Below are 19,244 nucleotides of genomic sequence, written 5' to 3'. Positions count from 1 at the left end.
CCATGACCCCGCAACCCGAGCCGGTCCTCAGTGAACGGCAACTACTGGCGCAACCCGCCAGCGCCTACATGAACGAAGCCCAGCGGGCCTTCTTCCAGGCCCTGCTGCTGCGCCAGCGCGAGGAGCTGCAGGCGCGCATCGAGGGCGAGTTCGACGCGCTGCGCGAGGACGAGCGGCCCGGCGACGAGGCCGACGTCGCCAGCCGCGAGGAGCAGCGCCAGTGGCAACTGCGCCTGCTGGAGCGCGAGAAGAAGCTGCTGGACAAGATCGACCAGGCCCTGGAGCGCCTGGCCCGCGGCGACTACGGCTGGTGCGCCGAGACCGGCGAGCCGATCGGCCTGCGCCGCCTGCTGCTGCGCCCCACCGCCAGCCTCAGCGTCGAGGCCAAGGAACGCCAGGAGCGTCGCGAGCTGCACCTGCGCAACGCCTGAAGAACATCAGAAAAGAGAGCCACCACCGTGAACCAACGCCTACCCGTCACCGTCCTTTCCGGCTTCCTCGGCGCCGGCAAGAGCACCCTGCTCAACCAGGTGCTGAAGAACCGCGAGCACCGCCGCGTGGCGGTGATCGTCAACGACATGAGCGAGATCAACATCGACGGCGCGCAGGTACAGCGCGACGTCAGCCTCAACCGCGCCGAAGAGAAGCTGGTGGAGATGAGCAACGGCTGCATCTGCTGCACCCTGCGCGAGGACCTGCTGGAGGAAGTCGCGCGGCTGGCCGCCGAGGGCCGCTTCGACTATCTGCTGATCGAGTCCACCGGCATCTCCGAGCCGCTGCCGGTGGCCGAGACCTTCACCTTCCGCGACGAACAGGGCCGCAGCCTGTCCGACCTGGCGCGGCTGGACACCCTGGTCACCGTGGTCGACGGCCTCAACTTCCTGCGCGACTACCAGGGCAGCGACAGCCTGGCCAGCCGCGGCGAGAGCCTGGGCGAGGAAGACCTGCGTTCCATCGCCGACCTGCTGATCGACCAGGTGGAGTTCGCCGACGTCATCCTGGTCAGCAAGGTCGACCTCATTTCCAGCGACGAGCGCGAGGAGCTGCTGGCGATCCTCCGCGGCCTCAACCCCGACGCCGAGATCCGCCCCATGGTCATGGGCCAGGTGCCGTTGGAGTGGATCCTCGACACCGGCCGCTTCGACTTCGAGCGCGCCGCCCAGGCCCCCGGCTGGCTCAAGGAGCTGCGCGGCGAGCACGTGCCGGAGACCGAGGAATACGGCATCGCCTCCCGCGCCTACCGGGCGCGCCGGCCCTTCCACCCGCAGCGCTTCCACGCCTTCCTCGCCCAGCCCTGGGCCAACGGCCGGCTGCTGCGCTCCAAGGGTTTCTTCTGGCTGGCCAGCCGCTACCGCGAGGCCGGCAGCTGGTCCCAGGCCGGCGGCCTGATGCGCCACGGCCTGGCCGGGCGCTGGTGGCGCTTCGTGCCGAAGGAACGCTGGCCGCAGGACGAGGACGGCCTGCGTCAGGTGCTGCGCCACTGGAGCGCCGACACCGGCGATTGCCGCCAGGAACTGGTGTTCATCGGCCAGGGCATTGATTTCGAGCGCCTGGAAGAAGAGCTCGACGCCTGCCTGCTGGACGACGCCGAGTTCGCCGCCGGGCCCCAGGCCTGGGCGCGCCTGGCCGACCCCTTCGAGTCCTGGACGGAGGACGCCTGATGCTCGCCCCGCAGTTGCAGCGCACGCCGCGCCAGGTGCTGGGCGAGGACCCGCAGGTGCTCGCCGAGGTGCTGCGCGACGACGTCAACCTGGCGGTCTGGCGCCGCCGCCTGTACCCGGACGTGGCGGCCTTCGCCGCCCACCTGCTCGCTGGTGAGACGCTCTACGGCTGTCAGGCGAACCTCGAACTGGACGAGGCCGGGCGCAGCCGGCAGCTGGACGGCCTGTTCGGCGACGGCCCCGGCGCCGCGCTCTTCGCCAACGACCTGGCCTGGCTGGTGGAAGCCTTCGCCTGCCTCACCGGCGCGCGCCGCGTGGGCCTGCGCTTGCGCGCGCTGGAGCGGGCTATGTGCCCGCGCTTCCATGTCGACCAGGTGCCGCTGCGGCTGGTCACCAGCTACGCCGGCTGCGCCAGCGAATGGCTGGAGGAAGGCGCCCTGCCCCGCGATCGCCTCGGCGAGGCTGAGCCGACGTGCGTCCAGCGCCTGGAGGTGGGCGACGTGGGGCTGTTCAAGGGCGAGAAATGGATCGGCAACGAGGGCGCCGGCATCGTCCACCGCTCGCCCTGCCCGGCGCCGGGCTCGCGGCGCCTGCTGCTGACCCTGGACTGGCTCTAGGCCGGGCGGCGCATGTCGATGTGCGGGATGTCGTCTTCCAGGTACACCTCGCCCTCGGCGACGAAGCCGTAGCGGCCGTAGTAGCCCTGCAGGTGCGCCTGGGCGGAGAGGTACACCGGGCTGCCCGGCCAGCGCCGCGCCGCTTCGTCCAGGGCGCGCTGCATCAATTGGTGGCCAAGGCCGCGGCCACGCCCGGCGGCGGCGGTGATGACGCGGCCGATGATCACCTCGCCGTCGTGCGTCGCCGGGTCGAGCAGGCGCAGGTAGGCCAGCAACTGGCCGCCCTCGTGGGCCATCAGGTGGCAGGTGTCGCCCGCCAGGTCCTGGCCGTCGATGTCCTGGTAGGGGCAGTTCTGCTCCACCACGAAGACCTCGCAGCGCAGGCGCAGGAGGGCGTACAGCGTCTCCTTGCTCAGCTCGCTGTGGTGTTGGCAGCTCCAGGTGAGGTCCATGGCGTGAGGCTCCGGCGGAAGGTGGAAAGGACCGCCCATCCTCTCACGCCCGGGCGCTTCACACAGCCACCCGCGGCCCCGTCGGCGACAGCCCGCCGAGGTGCCGGCGCAGCGCCTCGATGGCCACCCGCACCTTGGCCGGCTGGGCGTCGCGCCGCGGCGTCACGGCGTAGATGCCATAGGTGGGCAGGCGCCACTGCGGCAGCAGGCGCAGCAGCCTGCCCTCCTCCAGCGCGTCGCGCACCTCCGGCTCCGGCTGCAGCGACACGCCCAGGCCGTCGAGGGTGAACTGGCGCAGGGCGAGCATGCTGTTGGCCGCCACCCGCGGCTCCAGGCGCAGCCGGCAGCTCTCCCCGTCCGGCCCTTCGAAGTGCAGCGGCTGGCTGTGGCCGCGGGTGTTCAGCGCCAGCCAGTCGACCTGCAGCAATTGCTCGGGATGGTCGATAGCCCCGCAGCGACGCAGGTAGGCCGGGGCCACGCAGACCAGGTTGTGCCAGTCGCCCAGGTGGCGCGCCACCAGGCTGGAGTCGGCCAGGTTGCCGACGCGGATGGCCAGGTCGATGCGTTGTTCGACCAGGTCGATCTGCTCGTCGTGGAAGAACAGCTGCAGGCGCAGCTGGCGGTGGTTCTCCAGCAGCGGGCGCAGCGCCTCGGTGATCAGCCGCCCGGAAAAGCCCACCGGCGCCGCCAGGCGCAATTCGCCCACCGGTGCTTCGCGCCACTCGCCCAGGCGCTGCTCGGCCTCCTCGGCGATCGCCAGCATCTGCGCGCAGCTGCGGTAGAAGGCCTCGCCGGCCTCGGTGAGGGTGAGCTTGCGGGTGGTGCGGTGCAGCAGGGTCACCTGGGCCTGCGCCTCCAGCTTGCGAATCTGCTGGCTGACCGCCGAGGGGCTCATGTCCAGGGCCTCGGCGGCGGCCGCCATGGAGCCGCGGGTGACCACGGTGGCGAAGATGGCCATGCCTCGGAGGTTGTCCATTGTGAAGCTCCGCTTAAGAGTGAAAGGCACGATAGCCGGTTTTTCCCGGGCTTTCTCCTGCCTAGCATGCGAAGGCTCTGAAAGAAGAGGATGAACGATGCCGACTTCCCGTGCCGACGTGCCCACCCCCGATGGCGCCCGCTACCTCAAGCGCCTGTGCAACCATTTCGCCCACAAGCTGCCGGTGGAACTGAGCGAGGACAGCGGCGTGCTGAGCTTCGAGTTCGGCACCTGCCGGCTGAAGGCCGACGCCGCCGCCCTGCATCTGCAGGCCGAGGCCGAAGACGCCGAACGCCTGGCGCGGGTGCAGCAGGTGGTGGTCAGCCACCTCGACCGCTTCGCCTGGAAGGAAGGCCAACTGCCGGTGAACTGGAGCTGAGCCCCCTGCCCTTTTCCTTTGCCGCCGTGGCCGGCGCGGTTCAGCGCTGGCCGCTGAGAATCTGCTGGATCAGGCCGCTGGCCAGTTCGATCAGCAGGTAGTTCCCGTCCACTTCCTGCCACTGGTAGCCATAGGCCGGCGGCGGTAGCTGGCGGCTGCGCCAGTCTTCCACGTAATAACGCCGCGCGCGGTATTCCGGCGGCAGGTACTGGCCGGTCTGCCAGTGCCGGCGCTCGGCCTCCTGGCGGCGCATGGCGTCTTCCCATTCGCGTTGCCGCTGCTCCTGCTGGCGGCGTTGCGCCTCTTCCCACTGGCGCTGGCGCTCATCGGCCTGGCGGCGCTGTTCATCCTGCCACTGGCGGTCGCGCTCGGCCTGCTGGCGTTGTTCTTCCTGCCAGCGCCGCTGCTGTTCCTGCTGGCGGCGCTGGGCTTCCTGGCGCTGCTGCTGCTCGGCCTGGCGGCGCTGTTCGTCGCGCTGGCGCTGGAACTCCTGTTGCTGGCGCTGCCGGTCCTCCATCTGCCGACGTTGCTGCTCGGCCATCTGCCGCTGCTGTTCCTGCTGCTGGCGTTGCTGCTCCTGCTGGCGGCGCTGCTGTTCCTCGTTCTGCCGGCGCTGTTGCTCGGCCATCTGGCGTTGCTGTTCCTGTTGCTGGCGCTGTTGCTCCTGCCATTGCTGCTGTTGCTGGGCGTCGTTGGCGTTCCAGGCGAAGGCCGCGCCGGCGGGCAGCAGCAGGCCCAGGCAGAGGGCGCGGAGGGAGGCTGTGTTGGGCATGGTCGGGTCGTCGGACAGGGCGGCGAAATGGCCGGGAAAGTCAGGAAAGTGGACAGGGAAATGCCGGGAAAAGTTCCGATCTCGGAAAAATGCGTCGCTACATGAAAAGACGATTTATCAGAGTTCGGTCGTAACTAGATCGATGTTGAGATTTATGGTCACAAACAGACCAAATTACCTTGTGTGATTCATTTGATCTATTTTTGTACAAACCAAATAAGTCAATACTTTGAAATATTTTGTAACCGTGTGACCACTTTTACCCCGGGTTATCCACAGAATCGATGCGCAAAATTTGTACATCGCGACCTTTCACCCGGTAGGCGGCCTGGTAGGGCCAGCGTTCGAGGGGCAATTCGCGCACGCCGGGCACCTCGCTGGGCCGGCCGACGCTGCTCAGGCTGAGGTCGGCCAGCGCCTTCACCTGGCCGACCATGTCCTGGACGGCCTTCAGCGCCTTCTCCGGGCCGATCAGCACCACGTAGTGGTCGTACAGGCCGTCCAGGTCGGCCGCCGCCTTGTGCGTCCACTGCAGGCTCATGCCAGCCCCCACTTGGCTTCTATCTCCGCGTGCGGCAGCAGGTGCCCGGCGTTGGCGTCGGCCAGGCCCTCGTCGATGGCCGCCACGTGCCAGCTCTGGCGTTCCAGGTACTGCGCCAGGGCCTGGCGCAGGTGGTAGGGGCGGTCCCGGTGGGTGGCCCGGGCCAGCTGGTCCAGGGCCCTGGCCAGGGCGTCATCGGCGCGGAAGGAGATTACGGTGGTCAATTTCTGAGCAGTCCGTTTACGCTGTATACAGTGTTTACAACGATAACATACGTATACGAATCAGGCACTTGGCGGTGCCGAAAAGATCGCGGCGGGGCAGGGGAGGCAAACCGGAGGAGGCTGCGCCGCGGTTTCGCCAGGATGGGCTGAAACGCCCGGGTGGCGCGGCCTGCAAGGCACTTTCGCGGCGGCGCAAGTCGAGTTGCCGCATCCGGGATTTGCCGCCGCCATGGGGTGGTCCAGGCTAGCCGGACAGCCCTTCCCGACCAGGAGACGACCCCGTGCCCCATGACTACCCGCAACCCCTGGACGCCGCCGAGATTCCGCGTTTCGCCGGCATCCCCAGCTTCATGCGCCTGCCGATCTTCGAGGACCCGGCCCAGCTGGACATCGCCCTGGTCGGCGTGCCCTGGGACGGCGGCACCACCAACCGCGCCGGCGCCCGCCATGGCCCGCGCGAGGTGCGCAACCAGTCGAGCCTGATGCGCAAGGTGCACCACGTCAGCCGCATCGCGCCCTACGACCTGGTGCGCGTCGGCGACCTGGGCGACGCCCCGGTGAACCCCATCGACCTGCTCGACGCGCTCAAGCGCATCGAGGGCTTCTACCGGCGCATCCACGCCGCCGGCGCGGTGCCGCTGTCGGTGGGCGGCGACCACCTGGTGACGCTGCCGATCTTCCGCGCCCTGGCCGCCGAGCGGCCGATCGGCATGGTCCACTTCGACGCCCATTCCGACACCAACGACCGCTACTTCGGCGACAACCCCTACACCCACGGCACGCCGTTCCGCCGCGCCATCGAGGAGGGCCTGCTGGACCCGCGGCGCACCGTGCAGATCGGCATCCGCGGCTCGGTGTACTCGGCGGACGACGAGGCTTTCGCCGAGGAATGCGGCATCCGCGTCATCCACATGGAAGAGTTCGCCGCGCTGGGCGTCGAGGCGACCCTCGCCGAGGCGCGCCGGGTGGTGGGTGACGGGCCGACCTACGTCAGCTTCGACGTCGACGTGCTCGACCCGGCCTTCGCCCCCGGTACCGGCACCCCGGAGATCGGCGGCATGACCACGCTGCAGGCGCAGCACATGGTCCGCGGCCTGCAGGGCCTGAACTTGGTCGGTGCGGACGTGGTGGAAGTTTCGCCGCCGTTCGACCTGGGCGGCGCCACCGCGCTGGTCGGCGCGACCATGATGTTCGAGCTACTGTGCATCCTCGCCGACGCCCTCGCGCAACGCCGCTGACCGCCGCGGGGGTTCACGCGGCGGCGCCCGCGGGGCTATAACGAAGACCTGCGCCCGCCGCCGCGAGAACCCTCATGCTCGGCAACCTTTCCGACATCGACCTGCGCCTGCTGCGCACCTTCTGCGCCATCGTCGAGGCCGGCGGCTTCACCGCCGCCCAGGTGCGCCTGAACACCAGCCTGTCGCGCTTGAGCGTGCTGGTGCGCGACCTCGAGCTGCGCCTGGGCTATTCGCTGTGCCGCCGCGGCAGCAGCGGCTTCCAGCTCACCGAGGAGGGGCAGGAACTGTACGACGCGGCCCAGGGCCTGTTCGTCGACATCGAGCGTTTTCGCGAGCAGGTCACCGGCCTTGGCGGGCGCGACCGCGAGACCCTGTACCTGGGCTGCGTCGACGGCGTGGTCGGGCAGCATTGCTGGCCGTTGCCGTTGGCCATCCGCCTGTTCCGCCAGGACAACCCCGGCGTGCGCCTGAACCTGCACACCCAGCGCCCGGACGAGTTGGAGAACGCCGTGCTGGAGGAGCGCCTGCAACTGGCCATCGGCGCCTTCCACCATCGCCTGTCCGGGCTGCGCTACCAACTGCTGTTCAGCGAAGAGCAGAACCTCTACTGCGCCCCCGGCCACCCGTTCTTCGCCCGCGCCGACGACGAGCCGGACCTGGAGGCGATCTGCGCCGCCGACTACGTCGGCCGCGGCTACATGGCCGAGAGCCGGCGCCCCCACGGCCTGGTGTTCAACCGCACGACCACCGCCTACAGCATGGAGGCCATCGCCAACCTGGTGTTCAGCGGTACCTTCATCGGCTACCTGCCGACGCCCTACGCCGCCGCCTGGGCCGCCGAGGGGCGCTTGCGGGCGATCCGCCCGGCGCAGCTGGCCTACCACTCGGAATTCCACTGCGTAACGCGCCAGGGCGCCGAGCCCGGCGAAGCCCTGGGCGCTTTCCTCGCCGCCCTGGAGCGGGCCCAGGCGCAGCTGGGCAGGGGAGGGCTGGAAGCATGAACGCGCTGCACGCCTTGCACGAGGATGGCTTCGTACTGCTGCCCGGCCTGCTGGACGCCGTGCAGGTCGCCGAGGTGCGCGGGCTGATCGACGGACTGCGGCCGATCCACTGGGACTACGAGGGCCTGGTGGACCATTACAAGTGCGTGTTCAACCGCTCGCCGCGCTGGCTGCCGTACCTCGACCCGCCGGGGCTGATCGAGGTGGCCGAGGCGGCCCTGGGCGAGGACTGCCACGCCATTGGCCAGACCGCCTGGCGCTGCCACCCCGGCTTCATCGGCAGCGACATGCACCTGGACCACCTGCCGCTGCGCCTGCCGGAGGCGCTGCTGCTGGGCGGCTTCGAGCTGCCGATGTTCATCTGCACGGCGCAGGTCTACCTCGACGACATAGACCATGAACTCTGCCCGACCTGGGTGATTCCCGGCAGTCACTGCGCCGGCCGCGCGCCGCGCCCGGACGAGCGCAGCTGGCGGGGCAGGGCGGCCGAGCCGGTGCTGTGCCGCGCCGGCGACTGCCTGTTGTTCCGCAGCGAGCTGTGGCATTCCGGCAGCCGCAACCTGAGCCAGCGCACGCGCTACCTGTTGCAGGTGCACTATGGCCGGCGCATGGTGGCGCAGAAGTTCTCGCCCTATCTCGACTGGCGCTTCGACCCCGAAGTGCTGGCCGCCTGCACACCCCGCCAGCGCCGCCTGCTGGGCGACCACGAGGCAGCGGAATACGACTGAGGAACCCGGCCATGAGCCAGACCCACCAGGGGGGCTGCCACTGCGGCGCCCTGCGCTACGAATTCACCGCCGAGCTGGACGACGTCGGCCACTGCCACTGCTCCATCTGCCGGCGCAGCAGCGGCGGCATCGTGGTCACCTGGGCGACGGTGCCGCGTAGTAGCTTTCGTTGGTTGAAGGGGGAGCCGGCCTGCTATGTGTCGAGTCCGGGCAATCGGCGGTTGTTCTGTGGGAGCTGTGGGGCGCAGGTGGTGTTCGAAACGGAGAGGACGCCGGAGACGTTGGATGTGACTGTGGCGACCTTTGATCATCCGGAGGTGGCGCCGCCGCAACGGCATGTCTGGGTGAAGAGCCGGGTTGCCTGGTTGCATCTGGATGAGCAGTTGCCGGGGGAGGATGAGGAGGTTTTGTAGGGGCGAGCTAGCCGGCGGTTCTTGTGCGCTGGATCGGTTCCGTACCCTCTCCCCAGCCCTCTCCCTGAAGGGAGAGGGGGCCTGTCCGTGCCGAGAGGAGGAATGGTTCAGCCGGAAACCTTCAGCGCTGCCGGCTGACTCAGGAATACCCATGCGCTCCGAACAGTCCCCTCTCCCTTCAGGGAGAGGGTTAGGGAGAGGGCGCTCTTCAGCTCAAATACCGAGCCAAGCCGGTAGAACCCCTTACCAGTCGTAGGGCGTACACCGTTCGCGGTTGTACGCCGCTACACCAGACTTGTCTCTAACTCCGAGGCTGACCTGGGCGACGGCCGAAGTTCACCCCAGGTCGACCTTGGCTCGTGGCTGGGCCAAGGTGAAACGGCGTATAACCGCGAACGGTTATACGCCCTACGCGGCGTTTCAGAACACCATCTGCCACTGCGCAACCAGCGCATGGTTCTGCGCCTGGCTGCCTTTCTCGCCGCTGTAGGCCAGGCCGATGCTGTGGCGGGCCGAGAGGCCCAGGTCCAGGCCCACGTCCAGCAGCAGGCTGTTGCGGTCCAGTGCCGTGCCCTGGACGCTGAAGGCGCCGCCGCCGGCGAGGAAGGCCTGGCGGGTGGTGCTGTCCAGGTCGCCGTAGGTGTGGCGCCAGCCCAGGCCCAGGCGCGGGGTCAGGCTCATGCCGTTGTCCAGGCTGGCGAGCCAGGCCGTGCGCACGCCGAGGGTGCTGCTGAAGTTGTGCTGGCTTTGCTCGTCCACGTGCAGGGCCGCGGCGCCGCCTTTCTCGTCGTAGGCATCGCGCTTGTAGTACTGGTAGCCGAGGTTGGCGTAGGGCTCGGCGCTCAGGTGGCCTTCGCCGAGCTGGTAGCCGGCCTCGGCGAAGGCCTGCCAGCCGTGGGCGTCGTAGTCGCCCCTGGGGCGGTCGCTGAAGCCGTCGAACTCGACGCGGCGCTTGCTCTCGCCGTCGTGGCTGCTGTAGGCCGCGCCCAGGCGCAGGGCCAGCGGGCCGTCCTGGCGCAGGGCGTAGGTGCCCAGGTGCCAGCTGTCGATGTCGCCGGCGGCGCCGCCCTGGCCGTCGAGGTCGGTGTGCGAGTAGCCGCCCAGCACGCCCAGGCGCCAGTGGCCGTCCACTGCCCAGTCGGCACCCAGCAGGGTGCCGCCGGTGTTCTGGTCGAGGTCGCCGCTGCCGTGTTCGCCGTCCAGTTGGCCGTGGCTGCCGATGCCTTGCAGCCAGAGGCGGCCGGCGGCGTTGGGGTCGTTCAGGTTGCGCGCTTCGCTGGGCACGCCAAGGGCGGCCAGCTGCGGGGTGTCGCGGTCGTCGCTGGCCACCAGCAGGCCGCCGCCGAGCTGGCGCAGGGCGCCGAGCATGGCGCTGCCCACCGCCTGGCTGCCGGCCAGGGTGGCGGCGGCCAGGTTGGCGTTGCTGGCGCCGGCCAGCTGTTCCACGGCGCGGCCGGCGTTGCCGGCGTCGCTGGTGATCAGCGCGTCGTACAGGGTACCCAGGCCCTGGCTCTGCAGGGCGTTGGCGGCGGCGCGGCCGTTGCCGCTGCTGGCCAGGTCGGCGAACTGCACGTCGTTGCGCGTCAGCTGCAGGTCCACGCTGTTGGCGCCGTAGCTGAGGCTCGGGGTGAGGAAGGCGAAGTTGCTGCTGACCTCGGCGAAGCGGCCGTCGACGCCGCCGTTGGCGCTCAGCACCTGGTAGCTGCTCTGCCAGGGGTAGTTGCCAGGGCCGGCCTGCAGGGCCAGGCGCGCGCCGTCCAGGGTGGCGCGGCCATCCACCTGCAGGGTGGCGTGGCTGCCGTCGGCCTCCACGCCGTAGGCCAGGGTCGAACCGCTGCGCAGCGCCAGGTCGCCGGTCACCTGGGCGGCACCTTGTTGCGGGTTGGCCAGCAGGGTGCCGCTGACGTCCATGCCGCCGACGCTGCCGCTGCCGGCGTAGCTGGCGCCGCTGTCCACCCGCAGGCTGCCGGCGATGCCACCCTGGTTGGTCAGCCGGGCGCCGGCGAAGACCTCGCCGCCTTCGCTGAAGTCGCCGGCGCCAGTGAGGGTCCAGGCGCCCTGGCGCACTTCCAGGCGCTCGAAGCCGCGGCTCTGGCCGAAGCTGCCGCCGCGGGCGTCGTCGAAGGCCAGCAGGTCCCGGCCATCGCCGCCGTCCACCAGGCCTTCGAAGCGGCTGCCGGCGAGCAGGGTGAGGCTGTCGTCGCCGCCGCCCAGCTCCAGGGCGATGCCGTTGCCGCCGTGGATGAGGCCGTCGTTGATGACGTTGTCGGCGAAGTCGCCCACCAGGGTCACGCCGGTAGAGGCGAGGCCTTCGATGGTGCCGTGGTTCTCCAGGGTGGTGGCGCCGTAGCCGCTGCCGGCGGAGCCGTCGTCCACCAGGATGCCGCGGCTGGCACCGCTGATCAGGGCACCGGCGCCGTTGTAGACACTACCGCCGCCCATGGCGATGCCCTCGCTGCCGTTGGGCTGACCACCCTTGTCGACGCCAGCCGCGCCCGTGCCTTCGATGATGCCGTGGTTCTCGATGTGGCCGATCAGGTCGATGTCCACGCCATCGCCGTCGCCATCGGGCACCAGGCCGTTGTAGGCGCCGGTGATGCGCCCGTAGTTGGTGACGGTGCCGTTGCCGTCGGAGCCGTAGCCCGAGCCGTTGCGGCCGATGATGACGCCGTCGGCGTAGTTGACCAGGGTGGCGCCGACGTCGGTGGTGATGCCGTGGCGGCCGCCGGAGATCAGCCCGTGGTTCTCCACGGTGCCGCCCTCGGCGTCCTGGAAGTCGATGCCGTCGTTCTTGGCGTCGGCGTCGATCATGTCGCCGCTGCTGATCTCGCCGTAGTTGCTGATGGTGGCGTTGGCGCCGGGGCGGATGCCGTCGTTGGCGTCGCCGTGGATCACCCCGCTGGCGCGGTTGACGATGGTCACCGGCACGCCGCTGCGCAGGTCGTCGAAGTCCACTGCCTGGCCGCCGCCGGTGGAGCGGATGGTGCCGGCGTTGTCCAGCAGCAGGCTGCCGTTGTCGAAACCGTCCTTCACCCGCACCGCGTCGTCGGTGGCGCTGATGCCGGCACCGGCGCGGTTGTAGATCTGGTAGTCGCGGGTGGTGGCGGTGTTGCCCGAGCTTTCGATGGCGCGGCCGGCGGTGGCGGTGATCTGCCCGCTGTTGTCGACCACCACGCCCGTGCCGCTGGTGGCGTCCTTCAGGGCGACGGTCTTGTCGCTGGCCGTGATGCTGCCGCTGCTGGTGACCTGCAGGCTGGTCTGGCCGGACAGGGTCTGCTTGCTGGTGCTGGGCGTGCTGATGACGATGGGGCCGGCGGGCGCGGCGTGGGCGCCGGCGCTGAAGACGAGGGCGATGCTGAACGCCAGCGGGGAAGGCTTGAACGACATGGCGACGACCTTTTTTCTTCTGAGAGTGGCCGTCGTTTATAGCGATGCAATCTTACGTTTTTGTAACCATGCTGGCTTTTTGCCAAGGCCGGGCGCCGCGGCGCCCGGCCCCTGCCGTCACTGCTTGTAGTAGACGATCTGGTTGCTGGTGGCGAGCAGCTCGCCAGCCTCGCTCCACAGCTCCGCGGCCTGGTCGAAGTAGCCGTTGCGGAAGGCCTGGCCGCGGGCCTCGCCGAGCAGGTAGCCGCTGCCGACTTCGGCCAGTTGCGCGGCGTCGGTGTGGAAGTAGGTGGTGATCGACACGGTGCCCGCCGGCACCGGGGTGGCGCGGCGCAGCCAGACGCGCGGGTAGAAGATGTCGCTCATCGCCGCCAGGGCCGGGAAGTCCAGCGCCCGCGCCCGGGCGTCGCGCAGCCAGAGGCGGGTGCGGCTGTGCTCGCCGCTGCCGTCCCAGGTGCTGGGGAAGGCGCCGTCGATGGCGCGCATCTCGTACTGCTGCACCCAGGCCACGCCCTTGCCGCTGGTGTTCAGCGGCGGCGTCTGCGCCGGCGCCTCGGCCTGCGGGCGCACCAGGTCGAGTTCGCTCCAGGTCTCGCGGCGCAGGGCGGTGACAGCGGTGCCGGTGGTGGAGACCTGCTCCACGCCGTCGGCGTCGACCTGGCTCAGCTGCAGCAGCCAGTGCTGGGTGGAGCGGTTGGTGCGGATCGGCGTGGCGCGCACGGCGAAGGCGCCGGCCTCGATGGCGGCGGCGAAGTTCACCGTCAGCGCGATGGGCGCGCCGAGCAGCCGCGGGTGGCGCAGCACGGCCTGCAGCAGGGTGGCGGCGGTGATGCCGCCGAAGGGGCCGACCATGTTCCAGTAGTCGTCGCTGGTGTGGCCGTGGAACAGGTCGGCGTCGCTGGCGTCGGCCTCCAGGGCCAGGGCGCGGTCGAAGGGGTGCAGGGCGGAATCGGTCATGCTCGGTGCTCTCGGCGCGGGTATCCGGTCCTTTTAGGGGAGCGGCCCGGGCGCGGTCAAGCGAACCGGGCGGTCAGGGCGTGACCTCGAAGCGCAGGGTGCCGATCACCTGGCCGACCTCGGTGAGCACCTGCACCTGCCAGCGCCCGACCGGGTCGCCGGGGAAGTTCTGCTTGTGCGTCCAGGCGCGGTAGCCGGCCTCGCGGCCGCCGTGGATGTCCAGGGCGATGCGGTCGACTTCCTGGCCGTTGTGCCGCCACACATGGAAGATGCGCTCGTCCAGGCCGCGCGGGGCGCTGATGGCGGTGTAGGCGTAGAGGCCCTGGCTGCGGATCTGCGCGGCGCTGACCTGCTCGACGCTGTCGCCGGGGGTGCGCTGGCTGTTGTCGAACTGCTCGGTGACCGCCATTTCCGCCAGCCACAGGGTGGAGGGCGGCACCCAGGCGCGGCCGAACCAGCCGACCACGCCGATGCACAGGGTCAGGCCGAGCAGGGCGAACCAGCGCCACCACTTGTGGATGCCCACCGACACCACCAGGCTGGGGAAGGACAGCGCCACGGCGATGCCCAGCGCCCAGCGGTAGCTTTCCGGTGTGCTCAGCTGGAGGATCAGCGGCAGCGCGGTGAGCAGCACGGCGAACAGCGTCAGGGTGTGGTAGCCGAGGAAGGTCCAGCGCCGCGGCGCCAGCCACTTGTAGTAGACCGGGTCGGTGATGGCGATCAGCCCGGCCAGCCCCAGGGCGCCGGTGAACAGGGCCTGGCCGCTGTTCCAGGTGGTGGTGACGAAGAAGAACGGCAGGACGAAGAACAGGCTTTCCTGGTGGATCAGCTGGGTCGCGTAGCGCAGCAGCCCCGGCGGCACCGACCAGCCGAAGCGCTCCTTGAAGCGCTGGGTGAGCAGGTTCTCCAGCATCAGCCAGAGCCAGCTGATCAGCATGACGATGGCCATGACGCGGGCGAAGCCGGCGCGGTGGCGGTCGACCATCATGAAGCTGAACAGCCCCGAGCAGAAGCCGAACAGGGCGATCAGCCGCGGGTAGCGTTCCAGGATCGAGAGGGCCAGCGCCACCAGGCGCTGCACGCGGGTTTTCAACACAAGCATGACGAGGGGCCGAAGCCGGACAACGGAAAAGGCCGGGGATTGTAGCGCTTGTGCCGGCCGCGGGGCAGCGGTGCTGGACGGAGGGTAGGGGCCGGCGGCTCTTCGTAGGAGCGAGCTTGCTCGCGAATGAGCCCCGCAACGGAATCTGTTCGCGAGCAAGCTCGCTCCTACGAGAAGCCATGCCGCCTGCAACGTAGGAGCGGACCTCACCCACGCCATTCCCCTGTAGGAGCGCGCCCTGCGCGCGAATCGCGGGCAGGGCCCGCTCCTACAAGGGTTGGCATTCAGCCCCGTAGGATGGGTTGAGCTTGAAACCCATGCGGTCGTGGCGATGGGTATCGCTCCGCTCAACCCATCCTACGAAGGCTTGTGTGCGGGCTCTGACACCACCCCGCCGCTCAGTTCCTCGCGGGCATAGTCGACGAACAGCCGCGCCGGCTTGGTCAACTGCGCGCGCTTGAGCCAGGCGGCCACCAGGCCGGAGGCGCTGACGTCCTCGGCGATGTTCACCATCACCACTTTCTTGCCGTCGTAGGTGCATTCCGAATGCGGCCGGGTGACCAGCACCGAGAAGCCGAAGCCCTGGCCGACCATGCCGCGCACCATCTCGATGGAGGGCGAGCTGAAGGCGATGTTCGGCGTCAGCCCCAGTTCCTCGAAGATGCTCACGAAGTAGGTGCGGCTGGGCTGCACGTCGAGCAGGATCATCGGCTCCAGCGCCAGGTCGCGCAGCGACACCTGGGCCTGGTGGGCGAAGCGGTGGTCGGCCGGGAGCAGGGCGTAGGGGCGCTGCGCCGGCATCAGCGGCTCGGTCTCGATGGTGCCGTCGAGGTCGTGGCGGTACAGCAGGGCCAGGTCGAAGCGCCCGGAGGTCAGGCCCTGCACCAGTTCCTGCTGCTCGCCGTCGCGGATGCGGATCTCCACCCCCGGGTAGCGCTCGCGGAAGCCGGCGATCAGCCGCGGCAGGTACAGTGGCGCCACCGTCTCGAAGCAGGCCAGGTCGATCTGCCCGGCCACCACGTCGTTGTCGGCCAGGGCGTTCTGCTCGAACTCGTGGGCCATGCGCAGCAGCTCCTGGGCCTTGCGGTAGAAGCGCGCGCCGCTGGGGGTGAGGGACACGCCCTGGGCGTGGTGGCGGATGAACAGCTGCACGCCGAAGCTCTCCTCAAGGCCCTTGATCGCCGTGGAGATCGACGGCTGGGCGATGTAGAGCTTGCGCGAGGCCTCGGCCACGCTGCCGCATTCCACGGTGGTCACGAAATACTTCAGTTGCCGCAAGGTATAGGAAGCCACTGCAAGACCTCTATGGCGCGGCTTCGCCGGTGGCGTGCGCGCTCTCGTTGTGTCATCGGTTCATCGGGAAGCAAGGTTCGGGCCCGCCGGCATGCGCCAGTGGGCGTCGAAGCGCCTCCAGGTGCCGCACCATAACCCAGCATGGCGCACTTTGCCGGTGCGCGCCTGCCCAGCTTTTTCATATACCCCGAAGACATATTTAATATTTTTCCTCCGCCGGGGCATGCGCGACCATCAGGGCACCACAGAACAAAACAATAATTGCTCGTGAGCAGGAGTGCCCTGGTGTATCAACTCAGCGACTGGCAGCAGCGTGCAGCCCGCCAGACCTTCATCGATGCCGCCCTGATCGATGGCCGCCGCGTGGCCGCCGCCGACGGCGCCACCTTCGCTTCCATCGACCCGGCCACCAACCGCCTGCTGGCCAACGTCGCCGCCTGCGGCGCCGCTGAAGTCGACGCCGCCGTGCGCAGCGCCCGCCGCGCCTTCGAGCAGGGCCCCTGGGCACGCATGGCGCCGCGCGAGCGCAAGGCCGTGCTGCTGAAGCTGGCCGAGCTGATGCTGGCCCACCGCGACGAGCTGGCCCTGCTGGACTCGCTGAACATGGGCAAGCCGGTGATGGACGCCTGGAACATCGACGTGCCCGGCGCCGCCGGCGTCTTCTCCTGGTACGCCGAGGCCCTGGACAAGCTCTACGACCAGGTCGCCCCGACCGCGCCCAACGCCCTGGCCACCATCACCCGCGCGCCCCTGGGCGTGATCGGTGCCGTGGTGCCGTGGAACTTCCCCCTCGACATGGCCGCCTGGAAGCTGGCCCCGGCCCTGGCCGCCGGCAACTCGGTGGTGCTCAAGCCGGCCGAGCAGTCGCCGTTCTCTGCCCTGCGCCTGGCCGAGCTGGCCCTGGAGGCCGGCCTGCCCGAGGGCGTGCTGAACGTGGTGCCGGGCCTGGGCGAGCAGGCTGGCAAGGCCCTGGGCCTGCACCCGGACGTGGACTGCCTGGTGTTCACCGGCTCCACCGAAGTGGGCAAGTACTTCATGCAGTATTCCGCCCAGTCCAACCTCAAGCAGGTGTGGCTGGAATGTGGCGGCAAGAGCCCGAACCTCGTGTTCGCCGATTGCCGCGACCTCGATCTTGCGGCTGAAAAAGCGGCATTCGGCATTTTCTTCAACCAGGGCGAGGTCTGCTCGGCCAACTCGCGGCTGCTGGTGGAGCGCTCCATCCACGACGAATTCGTCGAGCGCCTGATCGCCAAGGCCCGCGACTGGGCCCCGGGCGACCCGCTGGACCCGGCCAGCCGCGCCGGCGCCATCGTCGACGCCAGGCAGACCGCGAGCATCCTGCGCTTCATCGAGGAAACCCGCGGCTCCAGCGCCACCCTGGCCTGCGGCGGCCGCCAGCTGAGCTTCAACGGCTCGGGCAACTTCATCGAGCCGACCATCTTCACGAATGTCGACCCGCAGCAGCGCCTGGCCCGCGAGGAAGTCTTCGGCCCGGTGCTGGCGGTGACCGCCTTCGACAGCGAGGACGAGGCCCTGCGCCTGGCCAACGACAGCCCCTTCGGCCTCGCCGCCTCGGTCTGGAGCGACGACCTCAACCGCGCCCACCGCGTGGCCGGCCGGCTGAACGTCGGCACCGTGTCGGTGAATACCGTGGATGCCCTGGACCCGGCGATCCCCTTCGGCGGTGGCAAGCAGTCCGGCTTCGGCCGCGACCTGTCGCTGCATTCGTTCGACAAGTACACCCAGCTGAAAACCACCTGGTTCCAGCTGCGCTGAGGGCAGGCGCAGGGCCGGCGGCGCACCGCCGGCCCGTCCTGCCCCAGCGAACCGCTCGAGACGGCCGGTGAGACTGCCCAGGTAAGTCCGTCGCCCTCGATCCCCTGCAAACCCCTCAGGCCGGCTGCCGGAGCACCGCCGAGGGAACTAGGAGAAAGTCGATGACCGACAACCGCAATGCGCAACGCGAGACCCGCGATTACCAGGCGGCCGACGCGGCCCACCACATCCACGCCTTCCTCGACCAGAAGGCGCTGAACGCCGAAGGCCCGCGCGTGATGGTGCGCGGCGAGGGCCTGTACCTGTGGGACAACGATGGCAACCGCTACCTGGACGGCATGTCCGGCCTGTGGTGCACCCAGCTCGGCTACGGCCGCAAGGACCTGACCGCCGCGGCCAGCGCGCAGATGGACCAGCTGCCGTACTACAACATGTTCTTCCACACCACCCACCCGGCGGTGATCGAGCTGTCCGAGCTGCTCTTCAGCCTGCTGCCGGGCCACTACAGCCACGCCATCTACACCAACTCCGGCTCCGAATCCAACGAGGTGCTGATCCGCACCGTGCGCCGCTACTGGCAGATCCTCGGCAAGCCGCAGAAGAAGATCATGATCGGCCGCTGGAACGGCTACCACGGCTCGACCCTGGCGGCCACCGCGCTGGGCGGCATGAAGTTCATGCACGAGATGGGCGGCATGATCCCGGACATCGCCCACATCGACGAACCCTACTGGTTCGCCAACGGCGGCGACCTCACCCCCGGGGAATTCGGCCGCCGCTGCGCGCAGCAGCTGGAGGACAAGATCCTCGAGCTGGGCGCCGAGAACGTCGCCGGCTTCATCGCCGAGCCCTTCCAGGGCGCCGGCGGCATGATCTTCCCGCCGGAGAGCTACTGGCCGGAAATCCAGCGCATCTGCCGCAAGTACGACGTGCTGCTGTGCGCCGACGAAGTGATCGGCGGCTTCGGCCGCACCGGCGAATGGATGGCCCACCAGCACTTCGGCTTCGAGCCGGACACCCTGTCCATCGCCAAGGGCCTGACCAGCGGCTACATCCCCATGGGCGGCCTGGTGCTGAGCAAGCGCATCGCCGAGGTGCTGGTGGAGCAGGGCGGCGTGTTCGCCCACGGCCTGACCTATTCCGGCCACCCGGTGGCGGCGGCAGTGGCCGTGGCCAACCTCAAGGCGCTGCGCGACGAGGGCATCGTCACCCAGGTGAAGAACGACACCGGCCCCTACCTGCAGCAGTGCCTGCGCGAGGTGTTCGGCAACCACCCGCTGATCGGCGAGATCCAGGGCGCAGGCCTGGTGGCGGCGCTGCAGTTCGTGCAGGACAAGGCCACCCGCAAGCGCTTCGACAACGAGAACGACCTGGCCTGGCGCTGCCGCACCATCGGCTTCGAGGAAGGCGTGATCATCCGCTCCACCCTCGGCCGCATGATCATGGCCCCGGCCCTGGTGGCCGGCCGCGCCGAGCTGGACGAGCTGGTGGACAAGACGCGCATCGCGGTGGACCGCACCGCGAAGGAGATCGGCGTGCTTTAAGGCACGACCTGTAGGCGCGAGCTTGCTCGCGAAGGGCCGGAAAGGCCCCTCTCCCTGGGCCCGAGCTGCCGGTAAGCACCGATCCAGCCGGCGGCTCCGAACAGCGCCCTCTCCCTTCGGAGCGGGGCGCGCAGCCAGGGCGGGGGGAGAGGGAATCCATCTTGCGCCGGACTTCGCGAGCAA

Annotated in this window: 19 protein-coding genes and 1 pseudogene; 11 read left to right on the top strand and 9 right to left on the bottom strand. The window is 69.4% G+C overall.

Features of this window, described 5'->3' with window-relative positions; genetic code table 11:
- The first annotated feature begins 2 nt into the window (after positions 1-2).
- The 3 genes from dksA to VV867_RS01665 are packed head-to-tail and all read left to right on the top strand — an operon-like array spanning position 3 to position 2,278.
- Positions 3-431 carry an RNA polymerase-binding protein DksA gene (gene dksA, locus VV867_RS01675; protein ID WP_275628088.1) on the top strand — a complete coding sequence of 143 codons (429 nt, stop codon included), beginning with the start codon at positions 3-5 and terminating at the stop codon, positions 429-431.
- A 27-nt stretch (positions 432-458) separates the two neighbouring features.
- A complete protein-coding gene (gene zigA, locus VV867_RS01670) occupies positions 459-1,661 on the top strand; it encodes a zinc metallochaperone GTPase ZigA (RefSeq protein WP_328565475.1) in 1,203 nt (400 codons plus the stop codon).
- On the top strand, positions 1,661-2,278 hold the full coding sequence (locus VV867_RS01665; protein ID WP_109934378.1) for a DUF1826 domain-containing protein: 618 nt from the start codon (positions 1,661-1,663) through the stop codon (positions 2,276-2,278). The genes zigA and VV867_RS01665 overlap by 1 nt, the downstream gene beginning before the upstream one ends.
- On the opposite strand, the gene VV867_RS01660 is transcribed toward VV867_RS01665, so the two are convergent.
- Both VV867_RS01660 and VV867_RS01655 read right to left on the bottom strand, forming a co-directional pair.
- The gene (locus VV867_RS01660) at positions 2,275-2,730 is read right to left on the bottom strand and encodes a GNAT family N-acetyltransferase (RefSeq protein WP_275628085.1); all 456 of its coding nucleotides are present in this window, start codon (positions 2,728-2,730) and stop codon (positions 2,275-2,277) included. The two genes, VV867_RS01665 and VV867_RS01660, sit on opposite strands and share 4 nt — an antisense overlap.
- Positions 2,731-2,788: 58 nt before the next feature.
- Positions 2,789-3,706, bottom strand: coding sequence for a LysR family transcriptional regulator (locus VV867_RS01655; protein WP_109934376.1), 918 nt, complete (start codon positions 3,704-3,706; stop codon positions 2,789-2,791).
- A 97-nt stretch (positions 3,707-3,803) separates the two neighbouring features.
- Between VV867_RS01655 and VV867_RS01650 the strand changes: the two genes are divergently transcribed.
- Positions 3,804-4,085, top strand: coding sequence for a DUF2218 domain-containing protein (locus VV867_RS01650; RefSeq protein ID WP_109934375.1), 282 nt, complete (start codon positions 3,804-3,806; stop codon positions 4,083-4,085).
- A 40-nt stretch (positions 4,086-4,125) separates the two neighbouring features.
- Here the strand turns inward: VV867_RS01650 and VV867_RS01645 are convergent, their stop codons facing one another.
- From VV867_RS01645 to VV867_RS01635, 3 genes are all read right to left on the bottom strand, one after another.
- Positions 4,126-4,857 carry an RcnB family protein gene (locus tag VV867_RS01645; protein WP_328565474.1) on the bottom strand — a complete coding sequence of 244 codons (732 nt, stop codon included), beginning with the start codon at positions 4,855-4,857 and terminating at the stop codon, positions 4,126-4,128.
- A 259-nt stretch (positions 4,858-5,116) separates the two neighbouring features.
- The gene (locus VV867_RS01640) at positions 5,117-5,398 is read right to left on the bottom strand and encodes a type II toxin-antitoxin system RelE/ParE family toxin (RefSeq protein WP_089392789.1); all 282 of its coding nucleotides are present in this window, start codon (positions 5,396-5,398) and stop codon (positions 5,117-5,119) included.
- Positions 5,395-5,622 carry a CopG family ribbon-helix-helix protein gene (locus VV867_RS01635; protein WP_089392790.1) on the bottom strand — a complete coding sequence of 76 codons (228 nt, stop codon included), beginning with the start codon at positions 5,620-5,622 and terminating at the stop codon, positions 5,395-5,397. Before VV867_RS01635 ends, VV867_RS01640 begins: the two co-directional genes overlap by 4 nt.
- A 281-nt stretch (positions 5,623-5,903) precedes the next feature.
- On the opposite strand from VV867_RS01635, the gene speB reads away from it, so the two are divergent.
- The 4 genes from speB (at position 5,904) to VV867_RS01615 (ending at position 9,002) form a co-directional block, all read left to right on the top strand.
- Complete coding sequence (speB, locus tag VV867_RS01630) at positions 5,904-6,860, top strand: agmatinase (protein WP_089392791.1); 957 nt, start codon at positions 5,904-5,906, stop codon at positions 6,858-6,860.
- Between the two features lie 74 nt (positions 6,861-6,934).
- Positions 6,935-7,861: a LysR family transcriptional regulator gene (locus tag VV867_RS01625; protein WP_109934372.1), complete on the top strand. Its 927-nt coding sequence runs from the start codon at positions 6,935-6,937 to the stop codon at positions 7,859-7,861.
- Positions 7,858-8,589: a phytanoyl-CoA dioxygenase family protein gene (locus VV867_RS01620; protein ID WP_109934371.1), complete on the top strand. Its 732-nt coding sequence runs from the start codon at positions 7,858-7,860 to the stop codon at positions 8,587-8,589. The genes VV867_RS01625 and VV867_RS01620 overlap by 4 nt, the downstream gene beginning before the upstream one ends.
- A gap of 11 nt (positions 8,590-8,600) precedes the next feature.
- Positions 8,601-9,002 (top strand): GFA family protein, encoded by a 402-nt coding sequence (locus tag VV867_RS01615; protein ID WP_328565473.1) that lies wholly within the window; start codon positions 8,601-8,603, stop codon positions 9,000-9,002.
- 420 nt (positions 9,003-9,422) lie between these two features.
- Here VV867_RS01615 and VV867_RS01610 read toward each other — a convergent pair whose 3' ends face one another.
- The 4 genes from VV867_RS01610 to VV867_RS01595 form a co-directional block, all read right to left on the bottom strand.
- Positions 9,423-12,389, bottom strand: a complete 2,967-nt coding sequence (locus VV867_RS01610; protein WP_328565472.1) for an autotransporter outer membrane beta-barrel domain-containing protein — start codon at positions 12,387-12,389, stop codon at positions 9,423-9,425.
- Positions 12,390-12,506: 117 nt separating this feature from the next.
- On the bottom strand, positions 12,507-13,346 hold the full coding sequence (locus VV867_RS01605; RefSeq protein WP_328565471.1) for an acyl-CoA thioesterase: 840 nt from the start codon (positions 13,344-13,346) through the stop codon (positions 12,507-12,509).
- Between the two features lie 73 nt (positions 13,347-13,419).
- A complete protein-coding gene (locus VV867_RS01600) occupies positions 13,420-14,448 on the bottom strand; it encodes a DUF5924 family protein (RefSeq protein WP_109934367.1) in 1,029 nt (342 codons plus the stop codon).
- A 357-nt stretch (positions 14,449-14,805) separates the two neighbouring features.
- Positions 14,806-15,741, bottom strand: coding sequence for a LysR family transcriptional regulator (locus tag VV867_RS01595; RefSeq protein ID WP_328565470.1), 936 nt, complete (start codon positions 15,739-15,741; stop codon positions 14,806-14,808).
- A 285-nt stretch (positions 15,742-16,026) separates the two neighbouring features.
- Here VV867_RS01595 and VV867_RS01590 point away from each other — a divergent pair, with 285 nt between their 5' ends.
- The 3 genes and pseudogenes from VV867_RS01590 to VV867_RS01585 all read left to right on the top strand — a co-directional run bounded on the left by VV867_RS01590 (position 16,027) and on the right by VV867_RS01585 (position 19,061).
- The gene (locus VV867_RS01590) at positions 16,027-17,517 is read left to right on the top strand and encodes an aldehyde dehydrogenase (protein WP_328565469.1); all 1,491 of its coding nucleotides are present in this window, start codon (positions 16,027-16,029) and stop codon (positions 17,515-17,517) included.
- A 48-nt stretch (positions 17,518-17,565) separates the two neighbouring features.
- Positions 17,566-17,639 (top strand): annotated as a pseudogene (locus VV867_RS31110) (hypothetical protein); the annotation flags it as partial.
- 39 nt (positions 17,640-17,678) lie between these two features.
- The gene (locus VV867_RS01585; protein ID WP_328565468.1) at positions 17,679-19,061 is read left to right on the top strand and encodes an aspartate aminotransferase family protein; all 1,383 of its coding nucleotides are present in this window, start codon (positions 17,679-17,681) and stop codon (positions 19,059-19,061) included.
- The last annotated feature ends 183 nt before the right edge of the window (positions 19,062-19,244 follow it).

The sequence above is a fragment of the Pseudomonas sp. JH-2 genome (assembly GCF_036231725.1).
GTDB classification, from domain to species: domain Bacteria; phylum Pseudomonadota; class Gammaproteobacteria; order Pseudomonadales; family Pseudomonadaceae; genus Pseudomonas; species Pseudomonas delhiensis.
Note: the sequence above shows the minus strand (reverse complement) of the source record. Positions and strands in the feature narration are given on the sequence as shown.